Origin of the sequence: Prauserella endophytica, from assembly GCF_005146945.1 — a bacterium.
GTDB lineage: Bacteria > Actinomycetota > Actinomycetes > Mycobacteriales > Pseudonocardiaceae > Prauserella_A > Prauserella_A endophytica.
The window spans coordinates 58,705-76,570 of record NZ_SWMS01000008.1; the positions used below are offsets into that span (position 1 = coordinate 58,705).

The window sequence follows — 17,866 nt, forward strand, 5'->3', positions numbered from 1 at the left end:
ACCCCCGAACTGACGAGAGAAAACGAGAAGCATGAGCTCACTGGAGATCAAGGATCTGCACGCCGAGGTCGTGACCGACGAGGGCAACAAGGAGATCCTCAAGGGCGTCAACCTGACGATCCGCTCGGGCGAGACCCACGCGATCATGGGCCCGAACGGTTCCGGCAAGTCGACCCTGTCGTACGCGATCGCCGGCCACCCGAAGTACGAGGTGACCTCCGGCGAGGTGCTGCTGGACGGCGAGAACGTGCTCGACATGAGCGTCGACGAGCGCGCCCGCGCCGGCCTCTTTCTTGCGATGCAGTACCCGGTGGAGGTGCCCGGCGTCTCGATGTCGAACTTCCTCCGCTCCGCCGCGACCGCGGTGCGCGGCGAGGCCCCGAAGCTGCGGCACTGGGTCAAGGAGGTCAAGGAGGAGATGGGCAAGCTCGACATCTCTTCCGAGTTCGCCGAGCGCAGCGTCAACGAGGGCTTTTCCGGCGGTGAGAAGAAGCGTCACGAGATCCTGCAGCTGGCGCTGCTCAAGCCGAAGATCGCCATCCTCGACGAGACCGACTCCGGCCTCGACGTCGACGCGCTGCGCGTGGTGTCCGACGCGGTCAACGAGTACAAGGCCAACAACGAGGTCGGCGTCATGCTGATCACTCACTACACCCGGATCCTCAAGCACATCCACCCGGACTTCGTGCACGTGTTCGCCGGTGGCCGGATCGTCGAGTCGGGCGGCAAGGAGCTCGCCGACGCGCTGGAGGAGAGCGGCTACGTGAAGTACATCGGCAAGGCCGAGCCCGCCAAGGTGTGATCCTCACGTTCCCGACTGGCCCCAGAGAGGAGTTGGCGCGATGACCACCACCACGGCCAACACCACGCCTTTGGACGTCGCCGCCGTGCGCGCCGACTTCCCGATCCTGTCCCGCACGGTTCGTGACGGGAAACCGTTGGTGTACCTGGACTCCGGGGCCACGTCGCAGCGGCCGGTGCAGGTGCTCGACGCGGAGCGGCGGTTCCTGGAGACGTGCAACGCCGCCGTTCACCGTGGCGCGCACCAGCTCGCGGAGGAGGCGACCGACGCCTACGAGGGCGCCCGCGCGAAGATCGCCGACTTCGTCGGCGCGACGCCGGGCGAGCTCGTGTTCACCAAGAACGCCACCGAGGGCATCAATCTGGTCGCCTACGCGATGAGCAACGCCGCGACGGCGGATGACGGGGCCGAACGGTTCGTCGTCGGTCCGGGTGACGAGATCGTGGTCACCGAGATGGAGCACCACGCGAACCTCGTGCCGTGGCAGCAGCTGTGCCAGCGCACCGGGGCGACGTTGCGCTGGTTCCCCGTCACGGCGGAGGGCAGGCTCGACCTCTCGGGCATCGACGAGCTGATCACCGAGCGCACGAAGGTCGTCGCCTTCGCGCATCAGTCCAATGTGCTCGGCACGGTCAACCCGGTGGACGCGCTGGTGCGCAAGGCCCGCGAGGTCGGTGCGCTGGTGCTGCTGGACGCCTGCCAGTCCGTGCCGCACTTCCCGGTGAACTTCCGAGAGCTGGACGTCGACTTCGCGGTGTTCTCCGGGCACAAGATGCTGGCGCCGTCGGGCATCGGCGTGCTCTACGGGCGCCGGGAGCTGCTCGAGGCGATGCCGCCGTTCCTCACGGGCGGGTCGATGATCGAGCTGGTGCGCATGGAGGGCTCCACGTTCGCGCCGCCGCCGCAGAAGTTCGAGGCGGGCGTGCCGATGACCTCTCAGGCGGTGGGGCTCGGCGCGGCGGTCGACTACCTGAACGCGATCGGCATGGACCGGGTCGCCGCGCACGAGCACCAGCTCGTCGAGCGGGCGCTGAACGGGCTCAAGGAGATCCCCGGCGTGCGGATCATCGGCCCACCGGACACGGTGGACCGGGGCGCGACGGTGGCGTTCGTGGTCGACGGCGTGCACCCGCACGACGCCGGCCAGGTGCTCGACAGCCTGGGCATCGCGGTGCGGGTGGGGCACCACTGCGCGTGGCCGCTACACCGCTCGTGCGGCATCCCCGCCACGGTCCGCGCCACGTTCTACCTCTACAACGAACTGTCCGAAGTGGATGCCCTGGTGAACGGTGTCCGTGAGGCGCAGCGTTTCTTCGGGGTGGCGTAAGTGAACCTTGAGGGCATGTACCAGGAGATCATCCTGGACCACTACAAGAACCCGCACGGCCGCGGCCTGCGGGAGCCGTACGACGCCGAGTCGTTCCAGGTCAACCCGACCTGCGGCGACGAGGTGACGTTGCGGCTCAAGGTGACCGACGGCAAGGTCGCCGACGTCTCCTACGAGGGGCAGGGCTGTTCCATCAGCCAGGCGTCGACGTCGGTGCTCACCGATCTGGTCACCGGCCACACGATCGACGAGGCTCTGTCCACGATGGACGCTTTCGTCGAACTGATGCAGGGGCGTGGCAGTGTCGAGCCGGACGAGGACGTGCTCGAGGACGGCGTCGCGTTCGCCGGTGTCGCGAAGTACCCTGCGAGAGTGAAGTGCGCGTTGCTCGGCTGGATGGCGTTCAAGGACGCACTGGCCCGGACGTCGAACGAGGTGGAAGCATGACCGAGACGCCCGAACACCGCGAGGGCCGGACCGCTGCGGATCTGCCGGAGCAGACCCAGCCTTCTGCCGCCGAGGTGGCCAGGATCGAGGACATCGAGGAGGCCATGCGCGACGTGGTCGACCCCGAGCTCGGCATCAACGTCGTCGACCTGGGCCTCGTCTACGACATCCGCGTGGAGCCGGACAACACGGCCACCATCGACATGACGCTGACCTCCGCGGCGTGCCCGCTGACCGACGTGATCGAGGACCAGACCGCGTCCGTGCTCACCGGTCCCAGCCTGGTGAAGGACTTCCGGATCAACTGGGTCTGGATGCCGCCGTGGGGCCCGGAGAAGATCACCGAGGACGGCCGCGAGCAACTGCGAGCCCTGGGCTTCACGGTCTGACCGACCGCGAGTCCCCCGCTCCTGACCGCGAGTTCCGCGCTCGGGACCGCGAGTTCCGCGTTCGGGACCGCCCGAGCGGGCAACTCGCGAGCTGGAGCGGGGGACTCGCGAGCTGGAGCGGGGGACTCGCGAGCCGGAACGCGCAACTCGGCCTCGGGAACGCGCAACTCGGCGTCCTGGGCGGGGGACTCGCGGTCGGGAGTGCACGACTCGCGTGTTACGGCACGCTCGCCACCGGCTCCGGTTTCGGTTCCGGCTCTCGGGCGGGGAGTCTCGCCGACAGGGCCCAGCCGGTGCCCTCGGGTCCCACGCGCAGCGTTCCGCCGAGCAGCTCGACGCGTTCACGCATGCCGATCAGACCGTGGCCCGAGTGCTGGGCGGAGACGGTGCCGGATGGGCCACCCTCGCCGTCGTCGGCGATGTCCAGCCGCACGCCGTCGCGGGCGAGCTCGGCGGTCAGCCACACCCGGGCGGAGGAGCCAGCGTGCTTGGCGACGTTGGCCAGCCCTTCCTGCACCAGGCGCAGCACCGCGAGCGCCTTCACGGCGTCGAGCCCCGCGAGCGCGGGGTCCACCGTGGCGTCGATGCGCAGTCCCACCTGACGGCACCGGTCGATCACCGCGGCGACGGCGGCGGGCAGCTCCGCGGGATCCACGAGGTCTCCGCCCGCCGTGTCCGTCGCCTCGGGGTCACGCAGGACCGCGACGAGCCGCCGCAGATCCGTGAGCGCGCCGGAGCCGGTGGCGTGGACGTCGTCGAGGACCTGCCGCATCTGCTCGTCGCTCTCACCGAGCAGATGCCGCGCGACCCCTGTCCGCAGCACGATCGACGCCACGTGGTGGGCGACGAGGTCGTGCAGCTCGCGGGCGATCGCGGTCCGCTCGGCGACGCGCACCATCTGCGACTCCGTGCGGCGCAGGCGTTCCTGCTCCGCCGCACGCTCCTCAGCGTGCCTCGCGCGCGCGTTCATCCCGCCGATGTAGGCGCCCAGCACGAGCGGCCCCACCACCACGACGGCCGTCTGGAACACGATCTCGGCCGGGGAGCGCAGCGGGTTGGTCAGCCCGATGAGGAAGTACACGGCCGACAGCACCGTGGCCCCGGCCGGCAGCACCCAGCCGGTCCGCCGCATGGCCAGCTCCAGCAGGGCGAAGCTCGCCAGCACCTTGAGGGGAATCATGTTGTCGATGCCGAGGAGCTCGCCGGTGGCGAGCATGGCCGCCTGCGCGAGCGCGCTGGCCAGCGGGCTGCGCGGCGAGAACCAGGCCGCGGCGAGGGCACCGGACAGCAGCGCCCAGCCGGAGGGGTCCGGCAGTTTGTCGGGCGGGGCGAGCAGCAGCAGGTACCCCACGGCGATCGCGGCCAGCAGCGAGACCCGCACCGGGGTGAGCTTGCGGTCGAAGAGTCGTTCGATGAGCGAGGCGAGCATCGGCGGGTCCCGGTTTTCTCGTTGGGCGGCGCACACAGGCTAACCGTGAGGGCCGCCTTGTGGATCTCCCGCTGAGGAGGGAGGCGCGTTCTCTCAGCTTTTGCGAGGATCGCCTGGTGATACGGCGGATCCTCGGCCCGGTGACGAGCCGCTCGACGTACCGCCGGTGGGTGTTCCTGGTCCTCGGCGGGGCGTTGTCGGCCCCGTACGTGCTGTTCGGCGCGGTGGTGGTGCCCTCGGTCCTGCCGCTGTCGACCGACGACCTGGCGAGCGCGTTCCTCCTCGGCGGGGCCGGGGCGCTGGTGGTGCTCGCCGCGACGTCGCTGCTGCCGCCGGTGCGCGCGCTGGAACTGGCCGCCATCCGTGAGCTGCTGGACGATCCGGTGCCCGAGGCGGCCTCCGGACCCGTGAGCGGGCGAGCCCGCGTGCGAGCGGGTGCGATGTTCGTGGCGCACGTGCTGGTGGGCGCGCTGATCAGCCTGGCGAGCCTGATGCTGCCCGCGTTCCTCGGGCTCGCGTTCGCCGCGCCGTTCACCGGGAGCTTCGGTGCTGGCACCGACGGGCCGCTGCTGGTGCCCCGCGGCTGGGCGAGCGCGTGGCTGCCGGCGGCCTTCCTGCTCGCGATGCTGCTGCTCTTCCACGCCGTCGCGGGCGCGGGCGCGCTGCTCACCCGCGCGGCCGTGGCCTGGCTCGGGCCGTCCGCCGCCGAGCGCGTGGCCCTGCTCGAACGACGCACCGAGCGGCTGGCCGAGCGCAACCGGCTCGCCCGCGAACTGCACGACTCCGTCGGGCACGCCCTCAGCGTCGTGTCGCTGCAGGCGGGGGCAGCGCGGCGCACGCTGCGCCGCGACCCGGACACGGCGGAGCGGGCGCTCGAGGCGATCGAGGAGTCCGCCCGCGCCGCGCTCGACGACCTCGACCACGTGCTCGGCCTCCTACGGGAGGAGCGGGCGGGACGGGCGCCGCAGGCCGGGCTCGCCGAGCTGCCCGCCCTGCTGTCGGCGACGAGGGCGGCGGGGGTCGAGGTGGACAGCGAGGTGCGCGCCGAGGCCGCCGCGGTCGCGCCGGTGGTGTCGCGCGAGGCGTACCGGATCCTGCAGGAGTGCCTTACGAACGTTCTGCGGCACGCGGGCAAGGTGCCGGTCACACTCAGGGTGGCCGAGGCCGACGGCGGGCTCGAGCTCACCGTGCGCAACCCCGTCGGCGCCGCGCGCGACTCGGCGCGCAACGGTGGCGGCAGCGGGCTGCGCGGCATCGCGGAGCGGGTCGACGTGCTCGGCGGGCGGTTGCGCGCTGGGAGACAGGGACGAGACTGGGAGGTCGCCGTGTGGCTGCCTGCCGGGGGACGAGGGGGCGAGTGAGTGGACGACAACCGCATCGGGGTGCTGCTCGTGGACGACGAGCAGCTCGTTCGCACGGGACTGCGGGCCATCCTGGAGTCCGAGCCGGACCTGGCGGTGGTCGGCGAGGCCGCCGACGGCGCGGAGGTGCCCGGGCTGGTGGCGCGGCACCGGCCGGACGTGGTGCTGATGGACGTGCGGATGCCGTCGGTGGACGGGATCAGGGCGACCGAGCACCTGCTGTCCACAGCGGACCGTCCGCCGAAGATCGTGGTGGTGACGACGTTCGAGAACGACGACTACGTCTACGACGCGCTGCGGGCGGGCGCGAGCGGTTTCCTGCTCAAGCGCGCGCGGCCGGAGGAGATCCTGTCGGCGGTGCGCACCGTAGTCGCCGGTGACTCGCTGCTGTTCCCGGCAGCGATCCGCAGGCTCGCGGCCAGGAACGCGCGGGGTGCGGGGCGGGACGGTCTGCGCGGGGCGAACCTCACCGAACGTGAGTCCGAGGTGCTGCGCCTCATGGCGTCCGGTTTGTCCAATGTGGAGATCGCGGAGCGGTTGTTCCTCGGGTTGCAGACCGTGAAGACCCACGTCGGCAACGTGCTCGCCAAGCTCGGCGCCCGCGACCGCACCCAGGCCGTGATCGAGGCCTACGAGTCCGGGTTCGTCTCGCCGAGCGACGGCGTCCGCCGGTCTTGATCGCTCCCGTACGGTTATGCGCATGGAAGCAGAGCCGGACCCCCGGGCACGGCGCCGGGACGAGCCCGCCGAGGCAGGCGGGTTCGCCGACCTGATCAGCAGCCCGTTCCGGCTCGACCGGGACCGGATCGCCGCGTCGCCGTTCTTCGCCCGCCTCGGCGGCGTCACGCAGGTCGTGAGCGCGGGCGGGTCGGGCCTGCTGCACAACCGGCTCACCCACAGCCTCAAGGTCGCGCAGGTCGCGAGGGCGATCGCCGAGCGCATCACCGCGCACGGTGACACGGGCGGGATCGTCGCCAAGCTGGGCGGCTGCGACCCCGATGTCGCCGAGGCCGCCGCGCTGGGCCACGACCTCGGGCACCCGCCGTTCGGCCACCTCGGGGAGCAGGTGCTCGACCGCATCGCGCGGCACCGCTACGGCCTGCCCGACGGGTTCGAGGGCAACGCGCAGACGTTCCGGATCGTCACCAAGACCGAGGTGGGCGGGCCAACGCCGCAGGGGCTGAACCTGACGGCCGCGGTGCGGGCCGCGCTGCTGAAGTACCCGTGGGCGCGCCTGCACTACCCGGACCCGCACCCCGCCGACCTGAGCACCCCGCCGAGGGGAGCCGCGGAGCCGGACGACGCGCCGGGCACGGGCTCGGCGAAGTTCTCCGCGTACTCCACCGAGCTGGACGACCTCGAGCACTCGCGCACGCCGTTCTCGGGGCGCGTGGAGCGCTGGCAGCAGACGGTGGAGGCCTCGGTGATGGACCTCGCCGATGACATCGCCTACGCCATCCACGACATCCAGGACTTCCACCGCATCGGGGTGCTCCAGCACGCCGCCGTCGCCACCGAGCTGGGCCAGTGGCTCTCGCGCGCGGGCGAGCTGGCCGAGCTGCCCTCGGCCGCGCTGCGCGACGAGCACCGCAACCCCGGCCGGTCACTGGAGTACGTGCGGCGCCGGATGCACGCCAAGGACGCGTGGGTGGTGGACGACGACGCGTTCGCGCACGCCGTGGCGCGGGTGCGGGCCGAGCTGGTTGACGACCTGCTCGCGATCCCGTTCGACGGCTCGATCGAGGCCGAGCAGGCGATGGCGACGTTCTCCGCGCGCTGGACGGCCCGGCTCGTGGAGGGCGTGCTCGTCACCCCGTCGCCGCCCACCCGCACGGGGCACGTGACCCTGCGGCCAGCACAGTGGCACGAGGTGCAGGTGCTGAAGTTCGTGCACCGGCGGTTCGTGCTGCAACGGCCCGATCTCGCCCTGCACCAGCGCGGGCAGGCCAGCATGCTCACCAACCTGGTCGACGCGCTCGACGCGTGGCTCACCGACCGCGACGAGGCGCGCCGCCTGCCGCGCAGGCTGCACGACCTGGTCGCGCTCGCGCACCTGGAGTACACGGCGCTGGCCGAGCGGTCACCGGAGCTGCTCGTGGGCGCGACGGGCGAGCCCGTGCGCGGCAGCGACGCCGTGCGGGCCCTCGCGCGCGGGCGTGCTGTGGTGGACTTCGTGGCGTCGCTGACCGACCGGCAGGCGGCGAGCATGCTCGACGCGATCTCGGGGCACGCCACGCAGCCGTGGTCGGAGTCGTTCGTCCTGTGAGCGCGCGGCAGGTGCGGGGCGGCGGCAGGGCCGTCGAGGTGGAGCCCGCGCGGCTCGCCGGGTGGTTCGAGCGCTTCGCCGCCCGCAACGACGGCGTCGTGAGCACCCGGCTCGGCTCCGGCGAGGTGGTGGTGACCGGCGGCAACGGCACCACCGCGACCGTGGCGGTGCCGTTCCCGCCGCTTCCGGCCGAGGGCGAGCGGGAGGGGCTCGCGGTGGGGCCGCTCGTCGACCACGTGCGCGCGCCCCGGCGGCTCGGGCTGCTGCTCGTGCGGCTCGGAGGGCACAGCGTGGGCGTCGCCGAGCAGGGCAAGGTGCTCGTGTCGCGCACCGACCGGCATCTCGTGCACGGCCGCAGCGCCGCGGGCGGCTGGTCGCAGCAGCGGTTCGCCCGCCGTCGCGAGGGGCAGGCGCGGCAGGCGTTGCGTTCGGCCGCCGACGACGCCGGGGCGGTGCTGCTGCCGAGGTTGTCCGAACTGGACGCGGTGGTGCTCGGCGGGGACCGCAGGGCGCTGGACGAGCTGCGGGCCGATCGCCGGCTCGAGCCGCTGTTCGCGCTGGCCGTCCCCCGGGTGCTCGACATCGGCGAGCCGCGCCGCTCGGTGCTTGACGACGCGGCCGTGCGTGCGCTCGCGGTGGAGATCGTCCTGCGGTGAGGCCGGTCACCGCCGGGGAAAATCGCTCGACCCCGGCCCGTACACTGGCAGTCGTGGTCGTTCGCCTGGAGTAGCCGTCCCGCCCTGCGCGGGTATCGCACGCTGTCCAGTTCCGCTTCCAGGTCACGGAGATTCCCTTGATCACGGCCACCGGCCTCGAACTGCGCGCGGGTTCGCGCGTGCTCCTCGCCGACACCACCCTGCGTATCCAGCCCGGCGACCGCATCGGTCTCGTCGGCCGCAACGGCGCGGGCAAGACCACGACCCTCAAGGTTCTCGCCGGTGAGGGCGAGCCCTACTCGGGCATCGTCCAGCACGGCGCCGAGCTCGGCTACCTGCCGCAGGACCCGCGCGAGGGCGATCTGTCGGTCACCGCGAAGGACCGCGTGCTCTCCGCGCGTGGCCTCGACACGCTCGTGCGCGACATGGAGAAGGCGCAGACCGCCATGTCGGAGCTGGTCGACGACAACGAGCGCGACAGGGCGGTGCGCCGCTACGGCAGGCTCGAGGAGCGGTTCGCCGCGCTGGGCGGGTACGCGGCCGAGAGCGAGGCCGCGCGGATCTGCGCGAACCTCGGCCTGGAGGAGCGGGTCCTGGGGCAGCCGCTGCGGACGCTGTCCGGTGGCCAGCGCAGGCGCGTGGAGCTGTCCCGCATCCTGTTCGCGGCCTCCGAGGCGGGCGCCGGGGGCAAATCGGGCACGATCCTGTTGCTCGACGAGCCGACCAACCACCTCGACGCCGACTCGATCAGCTGGCTGCGCGGCTTCCTCAAGTCCCACGACGGCGGTCTCGTGGTGATCAGCCACGACGTCGAGCTGCTCGACGAGGTCGTCAACAAGGTCTGGTTCCTCGACGCGACGCGCGGGGAGCTGGACAACTACAACATGAACTGGAAGCGGTACCTCGAGGCGCGGGCCACCGACGAGAAGCGCCGCCGCCGCGAGCGGGCCAACGCCGAGAAGAAGGCGGCCGCGCTGCAACAGCAGGCCGCCAAGCTGGGCGCCAAGGCCACCAAGGCCGTGGCGGCGAAGAACATGGCGCGCCGGGCTGAGCAGATGCTCGCGAACCTGGACGACGAGCGCCAGGCCGACAAGGTCGCGCGTATCAAGTTCCCCGCACCGGCCCCGTGCGGGAAGACCCCGCTCACGGCGGAGGACCTTTCGAAGTCGTACGGCTCGCTGGAGATCTTCACCGGCGTGGACCTCGCGATCGACCGCGGCTCGAAGGTGGTCGTGCTCGGGCTCAACGGCGCGGGCAAGACCACGCTGCTGCGCCTGCTCGGCGGCATGGAGACGCCTGACACCGGCCGTGTCGTCGCGGGCCACGGGCTGCGGCTCGGCTACTACGCGCAGGAGCACGAGACGCTCGACCACGACGCGACCGTGTGGGAGAACACCCGGCACCTCGCGCCCGACACGGGTGCACAGGAGCTGCGGAACCTGCTCGGCTCGTTTCTGTTCTCCGGTGAGCAGCTCGACCAGCCCGCGGGCACGCTGTCGGGTGGCGAGAAGACCCGGCTGGCGCTGGCCGGGCTGGTGTCGAGCGCGGCGAACGTGCTGCTGCTCGACGAGCCCACCAACAACCTGGACCCGGCGAGCCGCGAGCAGGTGCTCGACGCGCTGCGCAGCTACACCGGTGCGGTGGTGCTCGTGACCCACGACCCGGGCGCCGTGGAGGCGCTGGAACCCGAACGCGTGATCCTGTTGCCGGATGGCACGGAGGATCATTGGTCGGCCGATTATCTCGAACTCGTGCAGCTCGCCTGAGTTGACTCGACGCCAAATACGCGGCCAAGTCGTTAGTTGATGTTCGACAAACACTGAATCGGCCCAATATCTTCGCGGTTTCGGAAGGTTTTTGGCCCGTCGTCTGGCATTCCGCCGCTCAGTGTTCGATCATTGCGGCGGCAGGGGTCGAATGTGGCCCGAAACACCATACGGGTGGAAGGTGGATCGACGTGGCAGACCTGAAGAAGGGTGCGCGCATCACCGGAAACACACGCGACAAGTTGGCCGCTGACCTGAAGAAGAAATACGAGAAGGGGGCGAGCATTCGCTCGCTGGCGGAGTCAACCGGACGTTCCTACGGTTTCGTGCACCGGGTCCTCTCGGAATCCGGCGTGCAGCTCCGCGGCCGCGGCGGCGCCACTCGCGTCAAGAAGAAGTAAGGGGAGCCGACTCCGGCGTGGTGCCTGAGCCCGGCGTCGCGGCGACGCGGGAGGCCGACCCCTGGCTCGGGAAGCACAACATCGCGCCAAGCAGGACAACCGGATACACCAGATAACCGAATCGGGTGGCCGGCGTGAGCATCGTGAAGGTGCCCAGGCCGACCGCGATGCGAAGCAGTGCATCCGCACCGGCGACGGGCGGTCGCCGGATGAGCCACCACATGATCGCCAGTGCCGCGGCAGCCAGCAGCACGAACGCGAGCACCTTGCCGACCGGGCCGGTTCCGGCGATGAGGTGCCCCGGCAGCGGGCTCGCGGCTGGTGAGGTGACCGCTCCGAGCCCGGCCGGGAACCGGATCACGTGCTCGGCGAACGCGTCCGGATGCACGAGGTACACCGGCACGTTCACCACCGCGCACACGGCGAGCAGCACCAGCACGAAGCGGGCCAGCGCGCGACGGCCGAGCCGCGCGAGCACGAGCACCCCCAGCACGACCGCGGCGGGCAGCACGATGAGCTTCGCGCTCGTGACGAGCGCCAGCACGGTGCCCGACAGTGCGGGCCGGTCCGTCGCGGCCAGCGCGGCACCCAGCACGAGCAGTCCGACGATCGCGAGGTCGGGGCCTGCCGTGGCGAAGGTCAGCGCGGTGAGCGGGAACACCGCGACGAGCTGCGCCGCGCGGACCGGGATCCCCGGCCTGCCCAGCAGGCGCCACGCACCCCACGCGCAGAGCACCGCCGTGAGGGCGAAGTACAGGCGCGCGTCCGTGAGCACGTCGGTGACCGGCGTGCCTCCCGCGAGCGCCCTCGGCAGGCCGAACACCGTCATCACCGGGCCGTACGGCGTGTAGTCGTTCACCGCGGGCGGGCGGCCGAGCGCGGTGACGTCGGTGTAGGGCGTGCCGCCCGCGAGGAGCAGGCTCGCCGACCGTTCGATGACCCACACCTCGGGCTGCGCGCTCCACGACCACGGGGTGTCGAGCCAGTCGACACCGGTGAGTCTGCGCACGAGCAGGAACACCAGCGGCGCGAGCATGCCCACCACCGCGACAGCGCCGACGCCGACCCAGCGCGACCGCCAGCGGCCGCCCTGGCGGCCAGGAGTGAGGCGCAGCCAGCACGTGTGCGCGAGCGCGAGCGCGTAGCCGGCGATGGCGAAGTTCGCCCAGATCCGGAAGCCGTAGTGCTTGTCGGCCAGTGCGAGCGCGACGGCGTAGCCCGCGGCGACGAGGTAGAGGACGAGGTCCAGTCCCAGCGGCCGCTCTTCCCAGCTCCGCCGCAGCCACTGCTGAACCCGGTGACTCCCCATGGCAGCAGGTTAGGCGATGCGCGGAGACTGTCGGACCTCACGGGCAGAATTGGTGCGCGGGATCGGGAAGGATCGCGTGGTACCTGGTGTTGTCCAGGACATATCGGAAGTGGATCTCGAGTAATGTCGAGGTATTGCGCGCTCAGGGGCGAGCGGGGAGGGGCCGGTGGGACATGGACAACACGTGGACGTTGCTGAGCGGCGCGATGAGATCGGCGGACGCGCCGAGCGGTCTGCGCAGGGGGACGGTACGGAGGGTCGCGCGCTTCGCCCGCCCGCACTGGGCACGCCTGGGGGTCTTCCTCGCCCTGACCGTGGTCTCCGCGGTGCTCGCGGTGAGCACACCACTGCTCGCGGGCCGTGTCGTCGACGCGATCGTCGGCGGGGGAGCGGCCGCCACGGTGATCTGGCTGGCCGTCGCGATCGCCGGACTCGCCATCGCCGACGCCGGGCTCGGGCTCGCCGAGCGCTGGCAGTCGGCGCGCATCGGTGAGGGACTGATCTTCGACCTGCGCCGGGCCGTGTTCGAGCACGTCCAGCGCATGCCGATCGCGTTCTTCACCCGCACCCGCACCGGCGCGCTGGTGAGCAGGCTGAACAACGACGTCATCGGGGCGCAGCGCACCTTCACGGCGACACTGTCCGGCCTGGTCACCAACGTGATCCAGCTCCTGTTGTCACTGGCCGTGATGGTCACGCTGTCCTGGCAGGTCACGTTGCTGGCGCTGGTGCTCCTGCCGGTGTTCGTGCTGCCCGCGCGGCGCATCGGCAGGCGGATGGCCGACCTGCAGCGCGAGTCGTCCGAGCTCAACGCGTCCATGACCACGCAGATGACGGAGCGGTTCTCGGCGCCGGGGGCCACGCTCGTGAAGCTGTTCGGCAGGCCGCACGCCGAGGCCGCCGAGTTCGGTTCCCGTGCGGGCCGTGTCCGCGACATCGGTGTGCGGACGGCGATGCTCACGCGCTGGTTCATGACGAGCCTTACGCTGGTCTCGGCGCTGGCGCAGGCGCTGGTCTACGGCCTCGGCGGCTGGCTCGCGCTGCGCGGCGACCTCGCGCCAGGCACCGTCGTCGCGCTGGCCCTGCTGCTGACTAGGCTGTACTCGCCGCTGACCGCGCTCGCCAACGTGCGGGTGGACGTGATGACCGCCCTCGTGTCGTTCGAGCGGGTCTTCGAGGTGCTCGACCTCGACCCGATGATCAAGGAGAAGCCGGACGCGCGGGCCGTTCCGCCCGGGGGCGTCTCGGTGGAGCTCGACGAGGTGCGCTTCGCCTACCCCTCCGCCGACCGCTACTCGCTGGCCTCGCTGGAGGAGGTGTCCACACTGGACAACCGTGGTGGCGAGGAGGTGCTGCACGGCGTGAGCCTGAGGGCGGAGCCGGGCCAGATGGTGGCCCTCGTGGGCTCCTCCGGCGCGGGCAAGTCCACCATCGCGTCGCTGGTGCCGCGGCTCTATGACGCCGACTCCGGTTCGGTGCGGCTGTCCGGTGTGGACGTGCGCGACCTCACGTTCGCGTCGCTGCGCGAGACGGTGGGCGTGGTGACGCAGGACGGCCACCTGTTCCACGACACCATCCGCGCCAACCTCGCCTACGCGGCCCCGGACGCCTCGGACGCCGAGATCTGGCACGCACTCGACCGCGCGCGGCTGGCCGATCTGGTGCGCTCGCTGCCGGACGGGCTCGACACGATCATCGGCGAGCGCGGCTACCGGCTCTCCGGAGGGGAGCGCCAGCGGCTCACCATCGCGCGGCTGCTGCTCGCGCAGCCGAGGGTCGTGGTGCTCGACGAGGCGACCGCGCATCTCGACTCGGAGTCAGAGGCGGCGGTCGGCGAGGCGCTCACCGACGCGCTCGACGGGCGCACCGCGATCGTGATCGCCCACCGGCTGTCCACCATCCGGGCCGCCGACCGCATCATGGTGGTGGAGGCGGGCCGGGTCGTCGAGCAGGGCACCCACGAGCAGCTGCTCGCCGCCGGAGGACGCTACGCGGAGCTGTACCACACGCAGTTCCGGCAGGAGACGCCCACAGCGGCGTGAGGAGGTCGTGGGTGATCGACGACGAACCGGCGATGGCCGTCCGGCGCTCGCCGGTTCCCGCCCGCGCGGTGGCGCTCGTGCTGCACGGTGGGGCCGAGCACGGCGCCGGCGCCGTGCGGCCGTGGGGGCTCGCCTACCTGCGGATGGTGCCCTTCGCCCGCGCGCTGCGCGCGGCGGGCGCGCGGCACGGGCTGGAGGTGCGGCTGCTGCGCAACCGCCTGCGTGGGTGGAACGAGCCCGCGCTCGACCCGGTGCGCGACGCCCGCTGGGCGCTGGAGCGCGTCCACGCCGAGAGCCCCGGCCTGCCGGTGGTGCTGGTGGGCCACTCGATGGGCGGCCGGGTGGCCCTGCGCGTCGCCGACGACCCGGCCGTGACCGGGGTGTGCGCGCTCGCGCCGTGGACCCCGCAGGACGAGCCCGTGGAGTCCGTGCGTGATCGCACGGTCGTGCTCGCGCACGGCACGCGCGACGCCGTGACCAGCCCGGAGGCCTCGCACACCTACGCCAGGCGGGCCCAGGCGACCGCGCGCAGCCTCGCGCGCTTCGAGGTGGCGGAGGAGGGGCACGCGATGGTGCGAAGGCCGGCGTTGTGGCAGCGGCTCGTGGTGGGTTTCACCGCCGACGTGCTGGGATTCCCGGCGGGGGACGGCCTGCCCGCCTCTGCCTGGGACCGGCCCGTGGACGCGCGCCTGCGTATACCCCTCTAGCGGCCGTCCGCGGCGTGTCGCGCACAACCCGTCCGGGGGACCATGCGTCCATGGATCGGGGGAATGAGGTTTAGTAGGGCCCGCACGGACGCGGCACGACACCGATCGGGAGACGGCGATGACGTACGGCGGACACTACGGCGGACAGCAGCCACCCGGCGGCAACCGCCGGCCGCCCCGCGGTCCCAGGGAGCACCAGAGCGCCCAGATGCTGCCCGTGCCGGGCAGCGACCGGGCCCGTCAGGGGCCGCCGCCCCGCCCTCGGCACCAGCCGACGCGCGTGGCGCCGGTGCCCGGCCACCAGCCGCCGCACCAGCCGCCCCCGGGCGGCGAACGGCCGAGGCCGCCGCGTCCGCCGCGGCGCAGGCGCTGGACGTTCGGCCGGGTGCTGATGGCGCTGGTGCTGGTGTTCGTGCTGTTCATCGGCGCCGTGTGGCTCTACCTCGAGTTCTCCATCAACCGCATCGACGCCCTGCCCGACTACGAGGGCAGGCCGGCCGCGGCGTCGGGCACGAACTGGCTCATCGTCGGCTCCGACTCGCGGGCGGGCCTCGATGCCGACCAGCAGGCGCAGCTCGTCACCGGTGACACCGGCGGTCAGCGCACCGACACGATCATGATCGCCCACATCCCGGACAACGACACCGCGCCGACGCTGCTGAGCCTGCCGCGCGACTCGCAGGTCGAGATCCCCGGCCACGGCACCAACAAGATCAACGCGGCGTTCTCGTTCGGTGGTGCGCCACTGCTCGCGCAGACGGTCGAGCAGGCCACCGGGCTGCGAATCGACCACTACGCCGAGATCGGCTTCGGTGGGTTCGCCAACCTCGTCGACGCCATGGGCGGGGTCGAGATGGACATCCCCGCGGAGATGCGCGACACCAAGACCGGCATCGTCATCCCCGCGGGCAAGCAGACCCTCGACGGCGCGCAGGCGCTTGGCTTCGTGCGCATGCGGTACAGCTCGGCGACGCCGAGGTCGGACCTCGACCGCGTGGCCAACCAGCGGCAGTTCATCGGCGCGATGGCGAGCCAGATGGCGAGCCCGTCGACACTGCTGAACCCGTTCGACGTGTTCCCGCTGCTCGCGGAGGCGCCGGACGCGCTGACCATGGACACCGGCGACCATCTGCACAACCTGCTCGGCCTGGCGTGGGCGATGCGCGGGATCTCCGGCGGCGGCGTGGTGACCACCACCATGCCCACCACGGACAGCTCGGCGCAGTACTGGGACGAGGAGAAGTCGCAGGTTCTCTTCGACGCGTTCCGCAACGACACCCCGGTCCCAGACAGCGTGATCGTCAACTAGCCGCTTGATCGGCCCCCAAGGCCACCTTTGTTGCGTTGAACGCAACAAAGGTGGCCTTGGGGGCCGTCGGTGATCGAGGTCGAGCTCGGCGGCTGAGGGAGACCCACGTCACGTCCGGCGACGTCACAGGAGAGCCGGGCTACCTCGTCTCGGGGGTTGTAGCCAACGACGACCCTGGAGGAACACCATGGACGCGCGACTGAACTTCTTCACCAGCCCCACCGCGGGCAAGGTCCTCAAGCAGTTCATGTCGGTGGGCAAGACGCTCAGGGAATCGGCCCTGCCTGCCGCTACGCAGGAGCTGGTGTCGCTGCGCGTGAGCCAGATCAACGGCTGCGCCGTCTGCCTCGACATGCACACCAAGGAGGCCGCCGCCGCGGGTGAGACGCCCGTGCGGCTGGGCCTGGTCGCGGCGTGGCGCGAGGCCACGGTCTTCACCGAGGCCGAGCGGGCCGCGCTGGAGCTGGCGGAGGAGGGGACCAGGGTCGCGGACGGTGCGGGCGGCGTCAGCGACGAGGTGTGGGAGCGCGCCGCCAAGCACTACGACGACGAGCAGCTCACCGCACTGGTGCTCCTGGTGGGCTTCATGAACACGGCCAACCGCATGAACATCATCACCCAGCAGCCCGCTGGCGACTACGTTCCGGGCCAGCTTCACTGAACGGCACCGCCGAAGGGAGGAGATCCGGGTGAGCAAGGTCGAGGAGTTCGAGGATCTGCGGCCGCTGCTGTTCTCGATCGCGTACCGCATCCTGGGCAGTGTCAGCGAGGCCGAGGACGCGGTGCAGGAGACGTGGCTGCGGTTCGACGCCTCGGCGACCCGGCCCGAGTCGGTCAAGGCGTTCCTGTCGGCCACGGTCACCCGGATCTCGATCGACGTGCTGCGCTCCGCGCGGGTGCGGCGGGAGGCCTACGTCGGCCCGTGGTTCCCCGAGCCGCTGCTCGACGACCCCTACCAGGACCCGGGCCGGGCGGCGGAGCTGGCCGACTCGGTGTCGATGGCGGCGCTGTTGCTGCTGGAGCGGCTCAGCCCGCTGGAGCGGGCGGTCTTCGTGCTGCGGGAGGTGTTCGCGTTCGGTTTCGGCGACATCGCCACTGCGGTGGGACGGTCGGAGGCGGCCTGCCGGCAGCTGCTGGTGCGGGCGCGGCGGCACATGGATGCCGGACGCCCCCGGTTCGAGGCGGACCGGAAGGAACGGCGGGAGCTGGCGACGCGGTTCTTCGACGCGCTGGCGGGCGGTGACGTGGACGCGCTGCGCAGTCTGCTGGCCGCCGACGTACAGCTGGTCGGGGACGGCGGCGGCAAGGCCCCGCAGCTGGCCAGGGCCGTCGTGGGCGCGGACAAGGTGGCCAGGTTGCTGGGCGGGGTGTTCCCCTGGCTGTTCCAGGTCGACGTGTCATTCGAGCCGCACGAGGTCAACGGCCAGCCCGGCGCGATCTTCCGCGACCGCGGAGGGCGGATCCTCCACACCCTGGTCCTCGACGTGCTCGACGGGCGGATCCAGACCATCCGCTCGGTGATCAACCCGGACAAGCTCGGGCACCTCGGCCCGGTCGCCGACGCCTGGGCCGTCGACCGCGAGGTGAGGCAGGCCCGCGGCCCGCAGGCCTGACCGCCCCGCTCAGCACGCCGGCGTGGCAGGCTCGTCCGCGCC

Annotated in this window: 17 protein-coding genes; 15 read left to right on the forward strand and 2 right to left on the reverse strand. The window is 71.8% G+C overall.

The genetic code is table 11. From position 1 onward, the window contains the following. Window positions 1-31: 31 nt before the first annotated feature. The 4 genes from sufC to FCN18_RS16175 are packed head-to-tail and all read left to right on the forward strand — an operon-like array spanning window position 32 to window position 2,965. Window positions 32-802: a Fe-S cluster assembly ATPase SufC gene (sufC, locus tag FCN18_RS16160; protein WP_112274392.1), complete on the forward strand. Its 771-nt coding sequence runs from the start codon at window positions 32-34 to the stop codon at window positions 800-802. A 40-nt stretch (window positions 803-842) separates the two neighbouring features. Beyond that, window positions 843-2,129, forward strand: coding sequence for a cysteine desulfurase (locus tag FCN18_RS16165; protein WP_113643059.1), 1,287 nt, complete (start codon window positions 843-845; stop codon window positions 2,127-2,129). Beyond that, on the forward strand, window positions 2,130-2,576 hold the full coding sequence (gene sufU / locus FCN18_RS16170; RefSeq protein WP_112274388.1) for a Fe-S cluster assembly sulfur transfer protein SufU: 447 nt from the start codon (window positions 2,130-2,132) through the stop codon (window positions 2,574-2,576). Continuing rightward, window positions 2,573-2,965: a metal-sulfur cluster assembly factor gene (locus FCN18_RS16175; protein ID WP_110339409.1), complete on the forward strand. Its 393-nt coding sequence runs from the start codon at window positions 2,573-2,575 to the stop codon at window positions 2,963-2,965. Before sufU ends, FCN18_RS16175 begins: the two co-directional genes overlap by 4 nt. Window positions 2,966-3,182: 217 nt before the next feature. Here FCN18_RS16175 and FCN18_RS16180 read toward each other — a convergent pair whose 3' ends face one another. Next, entirely contained in the window at window positions 3,183-4,394 is a 1,212-nt protein-coding gene (locus FCN18_RS16180; RefSeq protein ID WP_137095503.1) for a sensor histidine kinase, read from the reverse strand. Window positions 4,395-4,510: 116 nt separating this feature from the next. Between FCN18_RS16180 and FCN18_RS16185 the strand changes: the two genes are divergently transcribed. From FCN18_RS16185 to FCN18_RS16210, 6 genes are all read left to right on the forward strand, one after another. Then, the gene (locus FCN18_RS16185) at window positions 4,511-5,755 is read left to right on the forward strand and encodes a sensor histidine kinase (RefSeq protein ID WP_137095504.1); all 1,245 of its coding nucleotides are present in this window, start codon (window positions 4,511-4,513) and stop codon (window positions 5,753-5,755) included. Next, window positions 5,756-6,433 carry a response regulator transcription factor gene (locus FCN18_RS16190; protein WP_170200562.1) on the forward strand — a complete coding sequence of 226 codons (678 nt, stop codon included), beginning with the start codon at window positions 5,756-5,758 and terminating at the stop codon, window positions 6,431-6,433. It begins immediately after the preceding gene. Between the two features lie 22 nt (window positions 6,434-6,455). Next, window positions 6,456-8,021 (forward strand): deoxyguanosinetriphosphate triphosphohydrolase family protein, encoded by a 1,566-nt coding sequence (locus FCN18_RS16195; RefSeq protein WP_112274382.1) that lies wholly within the window; start codon window positions 6,456-6,458, stop codon window positions 8,019-8,021. Further along, on the forward strand, window positions 8,018-8,677 hold the full coding sequence (locus FCN18_RS16200; RefSeq protein WP_113643056.1) for an acVLRF1 family peptidyl-tRNA hydrolase: 660 nt from the start codon (window positions 8,018-8,020) through the stop codon (window positions 8,675-8,677). The genes FCN18_RS16195 and FCN18_RS16200 overlap by 4 nt, the downstream gene beginning before the upstream one ends. A 137-nt stretch (window positions 8,678-8,814) precedes the next feature. After that, on the forward strand, window positions 8,815-10,443 hold the full coding sequence (locus FCN18_RS16205) for an ABC-F family ATP-binding cassette domain-containing protein (RefSeq protein ID WP_112274378.1): 1,629 nt from the start codon (window positions 8,815-8,817) through the stop codon (window positions 10,441-10,443). Window positions 10,444-10,634: 191 nt separating this feature from the next. Further along, on the forward strand, window positions 10,635-10,844 hold the full coding sequence (locus FCN18_RS16210; protein ID WP_110339417.1) for a helix-turn-helix domain-containing protein: 210 nt from the start codon (window positions 10,635-10,637) through the stop codon (window positions 10,842-10,844). Here FCN18_RS16210 and FCN18_RS16215 read toward each other — a convergent pair. Further along, complete coding sequence (locus tag FCN18_RS16215) at window positions 10,831-12,153, reverse strand: glycosyltransferase 87 family protein (protein WP_137095505.1); 1,323 nt, start codon at window positions 12,151-12,153, stop codon at window positions 10,831-10,833. The genes FCN18_RS16210 and FCN18_RS16215 overlap by 14 nt on opposite strands. A gap of 173 nt (window positions 12,154-12,326) precedes the next feature. On the opposite strand from FCN18_RS16215, the gene FCN18_RS16220 reads away from it, so the two are divergent. The 5 genes from FCN18_RS16220 to FCN18_RS16240 all read left to right on the forward strand — a co-directional run bounded on the left by FCN18_RS16220 (window position 12,327) and on the right by FCN18_RS16240 (window position 17,824). Then, entirely contained in the window at window positions 12,327-14,195 is a 1,869-nt protein-coding gene (locus tag FCN18_RS16220; RefSeq protein WP_113643054.1) for an ABC transporter ATP-binding protein, read from the forward strand. A gap of 32 nt (window positions 14,196-14,227) precedes the next feature. Further along, a complete protein-coding gene (locus FCN18_RS16225; RefSeq protein WP_112274853.1) occupies window positions 14,228-14,902 on the forward strand; it encodes an alpha/beta hydrolase in 675 nt (224 codons plus the stop codon). 118 nt (window positions 14,903-15,020) lie between these two features. After that, on the forward strand, window positions 15,021-16,211 hold the full coding sequence (locus FCN18_RS16230; protein ID WP_137095506.1) for an LCP family protein: 1,191 nt from the start codon (window positions 15,021-15,023) through the stop codon (window positions 16,209-16,211). Window positions 16,212-16,398: 187 nt separating this feature from the next. After that, entirely contained in the window at window positions 16,399-16,872 is a 474-nt protein-coding gene (locus tag FCN18_RS16235) for a carboxymuconolactone decarboxylase family protein (RefSeq protein WP_113643052.1), read from the forward strand. Window positions 16,873-16,900: 28 nt separating this feature from the next. Next, complete coding sequence (locus tag FCN18_RS16240) at window positions 16,901-17,824, forward strand: RNA polymerase sigma-70 factor (RefSeq protein ID WP_112274368.1); 924 nt, start codon at window positions 16,901-16,903, stop codon at window positions 17,822-17,824. Window positions 17,825-17,866 lie beyond the last annotated feature (42 nt).

Excerpts from the sequence above, each read along its gene's own strand:
- FCN18_RS16225 (WP_112274853.1), top strand. The coding sequence starts at position 14,228 with ATGGCCGTCCGGCGCTCGCCGGTTCCCGCCCGCGCGGTGGCGCTCGTG.
- FCN18_RS16180 (WP_137095503.1), bottom strand. The coding sequence starts at position 4,394 with ATGCTCGCCTCGCTCATCGAACGACTCTTCGACCGCAAGCTCACCCCG.
- FCN18_RS16220 (WP_113643054.1), top strand. The coding sequence starts at position 12,327 with ATGGACAACACGTGGACGTTGCTGAGCGGCGCGATGAGATCGGCGGAC.
- FCN18_RS16230 (WP_137095506.1), top strand. The coding sequence starts at position 15,021 with ATGACGTACGGCGGACACTACGGCGGACAGCAGCCACCCGGCGGCAAC.
- FCN18_RS16195 (WP_112274382.1), top strand. The coding sequence starts at position 6,456 with ATGGAAGCAGAGCCGGACCCCCGGGCACGGCGCCGGGACGAGCCCGCC.
- FCN18_RS16165 (WP_113643059.1), top strand. The coding sequence starts at position 843 with ATGACCACCACCACGGCCAACACCACGCCTTTGGACGTCGCCGCCGTG.
- FCN18_RS16175 (WP_110339409.1), top strand. The coding sequence starts at position 2,573 with ATGACCGAGACGCCCGAACACCGCGAGGGCCGGACCGCTGCGGATCTG.
- sufC (WP_112274392.1), top strand. The coding sequence starts at position 32 with ATGAGCTCACTGGAGATCAAGGATCTGCACGCCGAGGTCGTGACCGAC.
- FCN18_RS16215 (WP_137095505.1), bottom strand. The coding sequence starts at position 12,153 with ATGGGGAGTCACCGGGTTCAGCAGTGGCTGCGGCGGAGCTGGGAAGAG.
- FCN18_RS16235 (WP_113643052.1), top strand. The coding sequence starts at position 16,399 with ATGGACGCGCGACTGAACTTCTTCACCAGCCCCACCGCGGGCAAGGTC.